The sequence below is a fragment of the Nostoc sp. genome (assembly GCF_054880495.1).
The window spans coordinates 30,394-43,144 of record NZ_JBTYKD010000104.1; the positions used below are offsets into that span (position 1 = coordinate 30,394).

Consider the following 12,751-nt stretch of genomic DNA (forward strand, 5'->3'; position numbering starts at 1 on the left):
TCTAAAAACTGCATTAAGGAAGGTGAATCATGAAATCTAAACTTACCTTTATCAGATTGATAGCACCGATTCTAATTTTGTCACTTGGTTCTATCGCCAGTCCAGCCCTTGCTCGCACTCAAGACAACGGTCAAGATCCAGTAGCTGCTGCTGTTAGTAACAAAACTACTGGTAGTATTTTCACCTCAGACACAGCATCTCAAATCAATGATTTTGTGGGAGATGTCAAAAATTTCGCTCAAAATGACCTATTTAATCCTCTTGGCAATTTGCTCAATTCTGCCTTGGGTGCAATTCAAATTCCAGATTTAAACAAAGTTTTGGCAGGAATCATGAACGGTTCTGCCAACAACGATCCTGGTGCCGTGCTATCTGAAACTTTGGAGAACAAAACCAATGGTCAAAGCTCTTATGGTATCCGTGAAGACCTTGGTAAATATGCTACTAGAACAGTTGCCACAGAGATCGCTAATCAGGCTACTTTGAGCCAAACAGCCCAAAGTCAGATGGCTCAAATTAAGCAAGCTACTCAACAAGATACTCAAGAAAGCGTCAGCTTGGGTGAGGAATCCCAAAGTTTAGATGTCACCCAACAGATTTTGCAAAACCTATCCCAACAGACTGCTCTTACCAGTCGCGTCAACGAGCGGATGCTTATTGAAGCCCAGCAAGCACGCGTTGACAGGGCATTGAGTAACACCTTAACCGCTCAAACAGCCAAGGAACTTTCAGCGATCAATACTGCCGATCGCCGTAAGAGTGTTGCCGCAGGTAATGCTGCAACTCAACAGGCGGGGTTATTGATCATGCCTGGTGGCATTACCCTTGGTTCTGACAAGCAGTAGCTACGAATTGGAATCTTAGAGCTAGTACCGCCGTGAAGTCAAAAGTCAAAAAGCTGATTAATCAACCTTTTTAGCTATTTTGTAGCAAGTTTTAAGAGTAGGGGCATGGTTGGTTTATTTATGCCGTGCTGTACTAGTTCTAAGTAATTAATTAGACATTGTAAATCAATTACAACTTACGCAAAACCTTCCATTTCTTCGTGTATTCCCTTCTCTACGAGAGGCTGTGCCCCAAGCAAAGCTATGCCGCAGGCTTTATGGGACGCTCCGCAAACTCATTTCTTATCCGTAAGTCCTGTCAATTTTAGCTGCGATCGCTAACGCTTTCGACACTCATGATCCACATTATTGCTCAATCATTTCCAGTAACAGGCGGCGAATCCGATGCCCTAGAAATTATCTCCAGTTCTTTAGAACTTTCTCGTGCCACAGTTGAGTCGTGGAATACCGTCTGGCTAGTTACTTTAGATCCGCTCGGTTCGGCATTATGGATTGGCTTGATTAAATTGGGCATCACCTTGGGAGCCGCCAGCATCTTATTTGTGGCGCTGACTACTGGCAAGGAAATCATTGAAAAGCAATCATGGTCAGAACTGGCATCAATCTTTGTTTGGCCCATCGTGATTATGATTTTCTTGGGGGCCAACGGCAATATGCTGGCGAAGACAATTACTGTTATCCGAGGCTTCGCTTACAACCAAGTGCAAAGCGTTCTTCAGCTTCAAGTTGGTGAACTAACATTTCGAGATGCTATTACCAATGTGGCAATTAGCAGTATCGCTAGACAACAGCTAGAAAACCTCTATAGCGAATGTCAAGGAAAAGTCGGTACAGAGTTAGTTGAATGCTGGAACTCAAAGCAAGCCCAGGCACAGGCAATTGTTACCAAAGCTGAAGAGCAAGCTAAATCTCCACTCCAACCACTACGAGATTTTGGTAGTTTTCTCTGGAATAGAACTTTACCTGGTCAAATCGGTACTGCTGTTCAGTTTGCCAATGATCCAGGTAGTGTGTTTCGAGATACTGCCATTCCCATCATTCGCTTTATCCTGTATGCCCTGCAATGGGGCTTTGTAAATATTTTGGAAGCTGCTCTGTTGCTAACAGCATTATTTGCACCGATCGCAGTTGGTTTATCTTTGCTGCCATTACAAGGTCGTCCTATTTGGGCGTGGCTGACAGGGTTTATTTCCTTGTTTGGTGTTCAACTTGGTTACAACATTTTAGTAGGTTTAGCAGCCGTCGTGCTGGTGAAGTCGGGTGCTGAATTAGCATCTGATGTAGCATTTTTATGTTTCCTGAGCATCTTTGCACCAGTTTTGGCGGTATTGATAGCTGGAGGTGGGGGAATGGCAATCTATAACGGCATTTCTGCCAATGTCAAAGGCTTAACCGATATTTTTAGCAGTGCCATTGGAACTGCAACCAGTATTGCTCTACTCCGCAGGGGGTAATACCAATTTTGGATTTTAGATTTTAGATTAAAAACCTTTAACACAAGGCTGTTCCAGGATTCTCAAACAATACTACCTATGCCAATTTGGTATGACTCTGCAAATTAAACGACTTCAAGCTCCATTGCTTCCAGAAGCCAAAAACCTCCTAGCTGTTTGCTTTATCTGCCTAACTGCATTTAACGGTTTGATATTTTTTTTGACTCTATTCACCGCTTTCAGGGTCAATAAAATCGCCGATCGCAAGACGACCTTTGCCCAGTTAGTAAATGGCGAGACAATCTACATTTCCGAGCAAGACCGCAACTGGCGCTATCCAGCTGTAATTCAAAAGGTAGTTAGTGACTGGACAACCCTAACATTTAACTGGGATGACAAACTCACTGGTACTAATCAACCAGACCAAGGCATTCAAGTTGGTAGAAATGGGCGCATTCCCACAAATACTTGGTTTGCTTCCCTGCTGCTAGAACCGGAATTTGCCAAAGCTTCTCTACCGAAGATTGCCGAATTAGTTCCTACTAGCTTCTTTTCAGGTCAACTGCGTAGCACCACCATTATTTCCTATCTGTCAGAACCGAGAGCAGTACGACCTGGGGAATGGGAAATAGACATCATTGCTACCCGCATCTTAGTTGACCGTACTACTGGTAGAGATGAGCGTATTCCTTTTAACCGCACCTTTACCGTCCAAGCAGTGGAGATTCCCCGATCTCCTTTAGGTAAAGAGGCCCCTCTGGTAGAACAGAAAATTTATGAAGTGCGATCGTCTGGACTGCAAATTACCAAAATGGTTGAGTTCAATTCTCAGCAACGGCGTTAAAGGAAAAGGGTAGAATTATGACCAATTCAAATCAAAACCATGAATTTGACTACCTAAATGAAAACTCTGGTGATTCTTCGCCGGAATTCAACAGTACTAACGGCAATCATCGCTCTAACCAAGCCACTTTGGTCGCTGATGATGATATCAGCCCTGAAGAGGAGCAGTTGTTGGCAGGTTATAACCCTACCGCAAATCAGGTCATTTCCGAAGAATATCGCTTGAAACAAGATGCAGAAGGAGCGGTAGAGCGACCGTTAGCAGAAAAACCTAGTGTTCGACTAGGTTCAGTAGTTGCCTTAGTGGGAATGGTTATTGGCTCTGTAGCACTGATCTGGTTTGGATTTCTCCAACCGAAACCTCCTGTCAAACAAGTAGTTCAAACTCCTACTACATCTCCAAAAGGCGAACCAGTTTTAGATGAATCTGCCGAACTGAAAAGCAGATTAGCCTTTCAAGACCAACGGCAACAACTGAAAGTGGAACCTGTTGCTGCTAAATCCCCAAGTCCAACCTTACAAAATAAACCCAAACCAACGCCATCTCCTCAGACTTTTTCACCGCGCACAACTCCTGCATCACGCATAACACCAATAACTCCTGTCAGAATTTCTCAACCTGCGCCTCCAGTAGTGCGGTATATTTCTCCCAATCCTGTAAGTTATCAAGCTTCACCACCAATACGACAGCCTGAAAGTAATGTCGATCCTTTCCAGCAGTGGAGCCAACTAGCTAGCCTGGGACAGTCGCAAATCGGTAACTCTAAAGTAGCTGAAACTCAGTCAGAAGTTGCTGTTAACACTCAAACTCCAACAGGCTCGAAACCAACAGCTAGGACATCCATTTCCACTCCCGAAGACCCTGGTATTCAAACAGTTTTAATTGGCTCCAAAAGCACTGACAGTAAAACTGATAACTTGACTCCAGGAATGGTAGGTATCCTCAATCGCACCCCTGTAGCTACAACCAATCTCAATGTCAATGAAACTAAAGAGGTAGCGCTGGGTACATCTGCCACAGGTAGAATTATCATGCCGATGATTTGGGATCAGGGAGGCAATAATAAGAGCGATCGCTTTGCTATCGAGTTAACCAAACCTCTCACAGCCACAGATGGCACAGTGGCACTCCCGGCTGGTACTGTTTTAGTAACGAAAATAGTGGCAGTAGGTAAAAAGAATAACTTGGTATCTGCTAGTGCGATCGCGCTTATTTACCCTGACTCCCAAGGCACAGTCAAACAGGAAACTATTCCGGCTGAGACTTTGCTAATTCGTGGTCGAGGACAGCAACCGTTAATTGCTAAAAAGCTGAATGATGTGGGGACAGATATTGCCCAACAAGATTTGTTAGTTGGATTACTCAGTAGTTTGGGTAAAGTGGGAAGCATAGTGAATCAGCCCCGCACTCAATCTAGCACTGTTGTTTCTAGTGGCACTTTTAGCCAAAGTACTCTTACTAGTAACTCTAATCCTCAGATTTGGGCGGCGGCGCTAGAAGGCTTTTTTAGTCCAGTCAGTGAACGTCTGTCTAGGCGCTCTGACCAAGCAGTACAGGAATTACTACAACGTCCAAATATCCAGTTTTTACCTGAAGGTACAGAAGTCTCGGTTGTCGTCAATAGTTTTTTGAAAGTTGAACGATGAAACAATTTGCTACTCTTATCATCGGCACTAGCACATTACTGCTCAGTCTGACAGCGCCTGTTGTACAGGCACAAGCACAAACTCCTGCATATCGCTTGATTGAACGGGATATGGCTGCAAATAACAGAATTCAGGTTCAAATTACTCCAGGACGTGCTACGCCCATTAGCTTCACTCAAACCGACGAGGCGATCGCCTACATTTTGGTAGCAGATCCTTCACAACTGGTCTACACCACAGATACAGATTTAAAAAGCGGACGCGCTACAACCATCTTTCTGAGGGCAATCCAACCGCTAAAGTTTCCAGGGGCTACCACCACTGCCATTACTAACTTACTTGTCCAAACTGTAGACAAAACGGGACAAAAGCGACTCTACAACTTTGATATCGTTCCAGTGCGTAGAAACACTGCGTATGTTGGTATTCAGATTGCAAATGCGTTCGTCGTACCCCTACAGGGAAGCAAGCTACGCGTAGCGGACGCACCAGAAGACGTTGCCGTTGGCGGAGCCTCTCGTAGAGAAGGCATTGTCTCTGGCACTGCGCCAAGACGCGGAGCGGCTTCTGAAAGTAGCGCGATCGCTGGACAGCAGACACTATTAATAGATAAAAATCGCAGAGCGAGAGTAGATGATATTGAAACCGGGCTGAGAATTGCTATTAATCGGGGTTACACCAACAAAAGCGATCCAGTTGTTCTTAAAATGCAGCAAGTTTTAGACCTGTTGCGAAATACCAGAGTCACAATAAAAGAAGCAGCTACATCTGTTGGTGTTCCAGTTGAGGTTATTTCTGAATTAGGAAGAATCGCCTTAAATGACCGCCTACTCAGACTAGGACAGCAACGCTAGAGGTGATGCATTATGCACTGGTTAAAATACATTTCTTTTTACTAAATTCACATAATTCAGAATTTGAAAATAGAAAAATTAATTAATGCAATAATTTTGAAGCAGGGAGATAGCGACGGTCAAAAAGCCAACTGAGTGATAAGTCAGTAAGCATTGCTTAATGCGGTTATTTGAGAATTTGTTGAGAACACAGGCTTCTTAATGACAATATGCGTTCGCCCTAATCTGGATGCTGATGCTAAGTATTGTCATTTTCCCCTTTGGTGATAATTCTGTAAATCGCTGTCTAATGACCAGATAAACACTTCACTCATTTGAAAGAGATTACAGGACTTATGAAATTCCTGAATGATGCTAAAATCACCGAAACTGGTTCCTTCTTGCTTATTAGGAGCTTTGTTTTTGCCAGCCAGATCCGGGAACTGGTCAATCCACTCCAATATCTCTGCGGTGTTCGGGAATGTAGTAGGTCTCCAGGGAGCTACGCCTGTGAATGCCTCTTTAACTTCTTTAACAAAACGTAGGGCAGTTTTCCTTCGCATTGTGCCATCGCCGTTCTGGGCAATGTGGTTGCCTGTTTCAAGTATCGTCGCCATAGGCAACAAAAAAGTACAGCCAGATTGAGCATAGGTCTGAAAATCTTCGAGAACTGATGCTCTATGCTGATTATAGTTGGGAACGTTCAGTATTTCGAGGAATATGCTGGTATCTATTAGGCAGATACTACTCATTGCTGTACTCCTGCAAACGAGACAGCCATTCCATAGCTTGCTGTTTTCTATCTTCTGGTGTGTGCGGCGACTTGACGAACCGATCCACTACCCCAGCAGTTACCAGTTGACCGAGCGGCCCCTGAGATATCAGACTTGGGAAATCGTACATATCCCCAAGCCGTACAAGGCGGCTATCTCCTGACTCTGGATCTCGGAAACAAAACACTACATCACCGAGAGCCGCATCGGGTAAGGCATCCATTAGGGCTGGATTGTGGGTAGAAAGCAGCACTCGTAACTTCCGCCGCTCGGCAATATCCCGGATACTGGTGAGTAAATGCTTGGCACGGTTGGGATGAACGCCGTTGTCGATTTCCTCGATGACGACTAAACTACCTTCGGTAGCCGATAGCATAGCAGCAGTTATAGCCAATACCCGCAAAGTGCCATCGGATAATAATGCTGCCTCACAATAGCGACGGTTATTGCCAAAGGTTTCCGCTAACCGCACCATGACTTCATCCCGTGGACCGAAAAGAAAATCTAGCCCATCTATAGCCTGTTCTGGTAGACTTTGGATAAAGTTCAGAATTGCCTGTTGATTGTCGGGGTTGTTTTCCCACAAGCGATACAGGACGCTGGAAAGATTGGTACCATCTTCTTGTAATCGCTTATCAGATTTGAAGCTGTACTCGCGCATTCTGGCGGGGACGGGATCTAGAAACAGGATGTTCTTTAAAATTCGTTGATATTCGCGGACGGTATCAGGAATTATCTTTTGGGATATGGGGTACTTTGCATCAAAATGGGCAGGGGTGTCTAATTGCACGAATATAGCCATCTGATCGCTGCACGTTACTCGTGGTTTGTTCTTCCCTTTTGTAAAGTTGTTATATGCGACACCAACATCAGTCTCTACTCCTTGAGAAGGCTGATCTAGGTCATATAGCGGCACTTGACTTGTCGAGCCAACGATTCGCTCACTACTGATGTGTAGTTCTCCGTCACGCACATTCAGGGTTATATCGAGTTGGTTCCAGTCTGGGTAGTCTAAACGGCAACCGATGGTAAAATTTGACTCTCCCCGATGGCACAAGTCATTTACTCGACCGCGTACAACGCGCTCTGCACTATTTACTGCATATTGAATGCTAGAAAGTTTTTGTCCTTGTGCCAGCCATGACAGAAAGCGCAGACCTTCAAGGGCATTACTTTTACCTGCGGCATTGGCTCCGATTAGTACGGTTAGCGATCCAAGGGGTAAGCGGCCCTTCGACAGGCTCAGGGTACCACTTGTACTGTAGCTTTTGAAGCTGGCGAGGGTAAATTCTGTCAGCATGGCACTCATCTTACAATTATCATCTCAAGGCTCAATGGTGGAGGGAGGCGAAGAGGGCATCGAGTTCTGACAGTGAGGCGTGGTGACTCATCTCTAAAGCCCGTTACTGTGAGTCGGTTATTGTGCAGGTTCCGAGTTGGGGACAAATAATCTCTATTGCCTTACTCTTGAAAAAAACAATTCTGTGTTCGTTATCTTCAGAGTCTCCTAAAGTGACTCGTTTACGGATGCTCATGTTTTTCATATCAGAGACGGTATTCTCAAAGAAATCCGATTGATGCCCACAGTCGCAACGAAAGGATGATGGATACAGTTCTATTGCCATCTTACACACCATGACTTTCCCCGCCAAATACTACCATGCTAGTCAGGCGATATTTGACAGGAATAGTAAGGTAATCAGTGGGGTATTCAAGCAAGAATACCTCACTCGCTAGCTGAAAGATGTCCAGAAAACCCCGTGAGATCAAACCAGGATACTGTTATCACATTACCATTCGCTGCAATAACCGTGAGTTTCAGTTAACTCACCACGAATGCCGTCAGGTGATTGCTATACTGTTGATCAAGTTTTTAATACCTCAATGATCTTGTCCACAAGTTCCATTGGCTCAATTGGCTTAGCAATAAAAAGTTTAAACCCTGCTTTTAAAATACGTTGCTCATTTTTGGCTTCAGCAAAAGCAGTGAGAGCGATCGCTGGAATTTGTCCCCCTTGCTCTATAGTGCGGGAGCGAACCTGATGAATTAAGGTAAAGCCATCCTCATCTGGCATACTGATATCACTAATCAGTAGAGCGGGCGATTGCTGTTCTAAAAGTGCCAATGCTTCTTTTACTGATGCTGCCACTAATACATCAGCCCCGGCGCTCTGAAGAACGGTCTGCATTAACATCCGAGCATCTGCATCGTCATCCACAACTAGAATGCACAAGTTCTGCAATTGGGCAATTTCCTTATTGCCATGCAGCAATTCTCCTACTACTAGTTCATCATTGCTTAACTGCCCTGTCATTTTAACGATAGGTAGCCTCACCGTGAATGTCGAACCCTTGCCGAATCCCGCACTGGCTGCTGTGATATTGCCATTGTGGAGTTCTACAATTGTGAGAGCGATCGCAAGTCCTAACCCCAATCCACCAGCAGAACGAGTAGTGGAAGCATCACGCTGACTAAACCGTTCAAAGACGAATGGTATAAATTCTGCTTCTATGCCCCTCCCTCGATCAATAACAGTAATCTGAGCTTGAGACTCAACTTGTTCCAACCTCACCTCTACACTTTCATTCTTGGAACTAAACTTGATTGCATTTGAAAGCAAATTCCAAACCACTTGTTGTAAACGAATGGCATCACCTAAAACATTAGACACAGCAGCATCAAGATGTAACTGAATTTGAATGCCCTTTGTTTCGGCTGACAATCGAATAGTATCTGCTGCTGACCGAATTACACTTGCTAAGTCAACAGGTTTGATTTCCAAATTCATCTCGCCCTTCTGCATCCTAGCCAGATCCAACAAATCGTCAATTAAGCGAACTTGTAGACGGGCATTCCGCTCAATCGTTTCCAGTCCCTCAATTTTCAGTGCTTCATCCATCTCATGTTCAGTTAGCAATAGTTGCGCCCAGCCGTGGAGATTATGCATGGGAGTACGTAACTCATGAGACAAGACAGCGACGAATTCATCCTTGACTCGATTTATTTCTGCCAGTTCCTCAGTCTTTTGTCTCAGTTCTTCCTCTACACGCTTTTGTTCAGTGATATCAATGCCGATTAAAAATGCGGCTCTGTTCTGGTCATATTTTTGAGCCACAATTAAATAGCTACGATCTGCGCTTATCGATTTCAACTCATATAATGCTTCAGATTGATCTCCAGCAAAGAAATTTTGCACGAACTCACGAAACCCATTACCACTAGCCAAAAAACCAATATCCTGACCAACAAAAGCTTCGGGAGACAAATTAAAACTATCCGCTAAGTGCTTGTTGACACCTAGATAGCACAAATCGGAACTGACCCAAGATACAATTCCAGGTACAGCCTCCAGTACAGTCTGCAACTGATCTCTAGCAGCTTGCAATTTTCTTTCTGCCTGGTTGCGCTGGGTAATATCTAGAAATATACTTACACACCCCCGCATTTTTCCATCTTCATCAAATAAAGGGGCAGCATATTGCGACAGATTAATTCTCACACCATCATTACGAACCACCTCAATCTCAGAATCCAGTATTTCCACACCATGAGTGGTAGCATATTGCATAGCTAGTTCTTCTGGAGCTAGTTCTCTGCCTGACTGGTAAACTTTAAAGTTAGTTGGACGTTCATCATTAGGAGCGCTGAGAGAGGCATTTGCGTCAACAGGTATGCCCAGCAGTTTGGCAAGAGCCGGATTAACTCGAATAGTTCGGCATTCTGGATCTTCTGCAATGCCAATGCCAGTTGGAATCACCTCTAACAAAGTTTGTAGTTCTTTAACTCGTCGATTTAAAGCTTGGTTCAACTTGATAATTTTTGCTTCTGCTTGTTTGCGGTTCGTGACGTTTTGGAAGATTGCCAAGCCCGTCAGAATTTTGCTATTTTCATCTTTGACTGGAAAAGTTTGTATTAGATAAACTTGATTTTTATAAGGGATTTCAATACACATTGGGGTACCCTGTAAGGTACTACGGTAAGCTGGTTCTATCAGTTCGTAAGTCTCAGGGAGAACAGTTTCGTGCAGCGTTTTACCTTGGAACTCTTCTTTTGCTAAACCAAAAATTTGCAGTTCTGTGCCTTCAACACCCATAAAGCGCATATCTCGATCAAAGAGAAAAACTACTCCATTGGGTATATTTTGGGTTAATGTTCGGTATAGTTCTTCACCTTGACGAAGTGAACGCTGACTCTGTAATAAATCTTTTAGATTGATTCGGGCTTCTGTTTTGTCACTATCTGACTGCTGTTTGCTTGACTGGAAGTTAGCAGTTAGCGCACTGATTAATAGACCCTCGATAACAAATAATACAAATTCCAGACTATCGAGAGTAGAAGATGGGTTTGTAAAAAAGTAATGATTAGCTAAAGCAGCCAAAAACACTGATGCCAATCCTGAAGTGATGCTACCGTACCAAGTATTTATAGAAATAGCAATCAGCCACAAGCTGAAAGAACTTGTGATTCCAGTTACATTCTCTAATCCCAGCTTTACTAGCAAGGTTACTCCCACACTGAAAAATGCAATCGCGTAGGGCAGGTATTTTTGTTTGATAAATAACATAGAGATGGGAGCAACAGGATTTTGTGAAGCCGGATAAAAAAACGAGCGATGTCTACGGTGGGCCACGCCTACGCTAAAAACTATTTTCAGTATAATCAAATATTTGGTATATTTAAATACGTATTAATGCGTAGTCAGATTTACTAGGTCTAATGTATGGCTTAGGGGGCGCGAAAATTTGTAATGACAAGAATTCAAGTAGGATTTCCGAGTAGCAATAATTTGAAGATTGGGGATGTTTACGTTCATCGAAAAATATATATGTGCAACTCCAGATTTAACTAAATCATCTGAATGTTAAAAAACTTTTAGAATTGACAAATATCACGGAATGGAATCGACAAATTGCTAAAGAAAGAAAAAATTAGACAAGTCGCTTTGAGAGCATCCAAGTGTGCTTGAGTAGAAGTGTACACAACCAGTTGATTAATATCTGCTTTTAACTGTTCTCTAGCTGCTATCAAAGCTACTAAAGAAGCACTACTGGCTGAGTCTTGAATTACTCCTCCTCCTGTGGTCGAAGATTTAAACTGCGAGGGAAGTTTCAACATATCTATTAACCAGTCTAGAACCTGAGGGGGCGACATGAAAGCTAAAACGTAGATAGAATAAGCTCCATAGCCCTCATACCTCGTAAATAATACTCAATCTTATTGCGGTTTAATCTCATTAATTTTTGAACAATACACCAACAATTATCTATGAAACTTACCCAGGTTTGACTATATAAACCGACATAAAAACTGCTATGTCTCCTGGTCACTCGTCCATATTCTTTGACTCTACCAATATATTTTTGTACACCAATACGCTTAATTTTTTGCCCTTGAAAGGTGGACATACTATAAGCAAAAGATATTATTAAAATCATCGATATCAAGCGTTCACCGGAAACATTTGTATCTTCTAATTTGTAGCCACCACTTTTAAAGTCTCGAAACATTTCTCGGAGGCGGAGTGTCTCCGACTCCGCTCAATATCAAAACGTTTTTTATAAGCATTGATAGCCGAGGTAAGGTCGGTTAAATTTGTTAAGATAAACCACCCTTCTTCTGTTGACCATCCTTTCAGTTCGCGCTGCCATTTACCAGCTAGGTTGAAACCTGCAATCTTCTGAGCTTTTGTAACCTTGATATTTTGTAAAAATAAAGAAACACCCGGTTTTAAACCTAAGCTATCAAGGGAGTGCCAAATTTCATCTTCATTTTGAATAAATTCATTCTTTTTCAATCTCAAACAAAACTGTACTTTTTGCTCCCTGAGCCAGTTGGCCAACTTTACAGAGCAAAATTCTCTATCACCTAATACAACAGGCTGATATCTTTTGAATAATCCTAGTAATCGAGAGAATATTTTTGATTGCTCCTCAAAATTACTATTTCCCAATCTAGGTAAAAATTCCCAATATATTGGGATAGCCCTTTTGTCATAAATTAAACTAATCATTATCAAATTTTTTCGCTGCCATTTAGTCCGATCAATTACCAAATAAATTCTTTGATTCTCCGGAAAATTTTGAGTTAGCCAGGTTTGTATTATCGGAAACCAAATTTCCTGAATATTGAGTATTGGCAGCGATAAGAATCTTTGAATTTTCTTGCGTCTACTTTCAAATAATATTGGTATAGGTAAGGCATTTGCTATTTTCTCTAGACTAACTTCTTTAATATCTTGTAGTACATTAATCAGCAGGTTTAAAAACAATAATTGGGACTCTGAGAGTTGATTTTCTAGGTTCTTTTGATACAATGGAGGTAACATTTTCAATAGATAGGTCTTCTTGACAATGATTGACCTATCTTTTTCTACCAT

At 42.7% G+C, this 12,751-nt stretch carries 9 protein-coding genes and 1 pseudogene; 5 read left to right on the forward strand and 5 right to left on the reverse strand.

All coding sequences use genetic code 11. The features are described 5' to 3' along the window. Window positions 1-29 precede the first annotated feature (29 nt). From ACYTXL_RS11775 to ACYTXL_RS11795, 5 genes are all read left to right on the forward strand, one after another. Complete coding sequence (locus tag ACYTXL_RS11775; protein ID WP_461924906.1) at window positions 30-845, forward strand: hypothetical protein; 816 nt, start codon at window positions 30-32, stop codon at window positions 843-845. Window positions 846-1,180: 335 nt separating this feature from the next. After that, window positions 1,181-2,299 (forward strand): hypothetical protein, encoded by a 1,119-nt coding sequence (locus tag ACYTXL_RS11780; protein WP_461924907.1) that lies wholly within the window; start codon window positions 1,181-1,183, stop codon window positions 2,297-2,299. A 91-nt stretch (window positions 2,300-2,390) separates the two neighbouring features. Next, window positions 2,391-3,122 (forward strand): hypothetical protein, encoded by a 732-nt coding sequence (locus tag ACYTXL_RS11785; protein WP_461921683.1) that lies wholly within the window; start codon window positions 2,391-2,393, stop codon window positions 3,120-3,122. A 17-nt stretch (window positions 3,123-3,139) separates the two neighbouring features. Then, complete coding sequence (locus tag ACYTXL_RS11790; protein ID WP_461924908.1) at window positions 3,140-4,768, forward strand: hypothetical protein; 1,629 nt, start codon at window positions 3,140-3,142, stop codon at window positions 4,766-4,768. Continuing rightward, window positions 4,765-5,622: a hypothetical protein gene (locus tag ACYTXL_RS11795; RefSeq protein WP_461924909.1), complete on the forward strand. Its 858-nt coding sequence runs from the start codon at window positions 4,765-4,767 to the stop codon at window positions 5,620-5,622. Before ACYTXL_RS11790 ends, ACYTXL_RS11795 begins: the two co-directional genes overlap by 4 nt. A 248-nt stretch (window positions 5,623-5,870) precedes the next feature. Here the strand turns inward: ACYTXL_RS11795 and ACYTXL_RS11800 are convergent, their stop codons facing one another. The 5 genes and pseudogenes from ACYTXL_RS11800 to ACYTXL_RS11820 form a co-directional block, all read right to left on the reverse strand. Further along, window positions 5,871-6,353, reverse strand: coding sequence for a hypothetical protein (locus tag ACYTXL_RS11800; RefSeq protein ID WP_229475639.1), 483 nt, complete (start codon window positions 6,351-6,353; stop codon window positions 5,871-5,873). Beyond that, window positions 6,346-7,674 (reverse strand): AAA family ATPase, encoded by a 1,329-nt coding sequence (locus tag ACYTXL_RS11805; RefSeq protein ID WP_461924910.1) that lies wholly within the window; start codon window positions 7,672-7,674, stop codon window positions 6,346-6,348. Before ACYTXL_RS11805 ends, ACYTXL_RS11800 begins: the two co-directional genes overlap by 8 nt. A gap of 565 nt (window positions 7,675-8,239) precedes the next feature. Further along, entirely contained in the window at window positions 8,240-10,939 is a 2,700-nt protein-coding gene (locus ACYTXL_RS11810) for a hybrid sensor histidine kinase/response regulator (protein ID WP_461924911.1), read from the reverse strand. Between the two features lie 308 nt (window positions 10,940-11,247). Continuing rightward, window positions 11,248-11,526, reverse strand: a complete 279-nt coding sequence (locus tag ACYTXL_RS11815; RefSeq protein WP_461925029.1) for a pyridoxal-dependent decarboxylase — start codon at window positions 11,524-11,526, stop codon at window positions 11,248-11,250. Beyond that, window positions 11,512-12,700 (reverse strand): annotated as a pseudogene (locus ACYTXL_RS11820) (IS4 family transposase); the annotation flags it as partial. The pseudogene ACYTXL_RS11820 and the gene ACYTXL_RS11815, both read right to left, overlap by 15 nt. Between the last annotated feature and the right edge of the window lie 51 nt (window positions 12,701-12,751).

What these genes read in the sequence shown, in the direction of transcription:
- ACYTXL_RS11775 (WP_461924906.1), top strand. Translation starts at nt 30, where the DNA reads ATGAAATCTAAACTTACCTTTATCAGATTGATAGCACCGATTCTAATT.
- ACYTXL_RS11780 (WP_461924907.1), top strand. Translation starts at nt 1,181, where the DNA reads ATGATCCACATTATTGCTCAATCATTTCCAGTAACAGGCGGCGAATCC.
- ACYTXL_RS11785 (WP_461921683.1), top strand. Translation starts at nt 2,391, where the DNA reads ATGACTCTGCAAATTAAACGACTTCAAGCTCCATTGCTTCCAGAAGCC.
- ACYTXL_RS11790 (WP_461924908.1), top strand. Translation starts at nt 3,140, where the DNA reads ATGACCAATTCAAATCAAAACCATGAATTTGACTACCTAAATGAAAAC.
- ACYTXL_RS11795 (WP_461924909.1), top strand. Translation starts at nt 4,765, where the DNA reads ATGAAACAATTTGCTACTCTTATCATCGGCACTAGCACATTACTGCTC.
- ACYTXL_RS11800 (WP_229475639.1), bottom strand. Translation starts at nt 6,353, where the DNA reads ATGAGTAGTATCTGCCTAATAGATACCAGCATATTCCTCGAAATACTG.
- ACYTXL_RS11805 (WP_461924910.1), bottom strand. Translation starts at nt 7,674, where the DNA reads ATGCTGACAGAATTTACCCTCGCCAGCTTCAAAAGCTACAGTACAAGT.
- ACYTXL_RS11810 (WP_461924911.1), bottom strand. Translation starts at nt 10,939, where the DNA reads ATGTTATTTATCAAACAAAAATACCTGCCCTACGCGATTGCATTTTTC.
- ACYTXL_RS11815 (WP_461925029.1), bottom strand. Translation starts at nt 11,526, where the DNA reads ATGTCGCCCCCTCAGGTTCTAGACTGGTTAATAGATATGTTGAAACTT.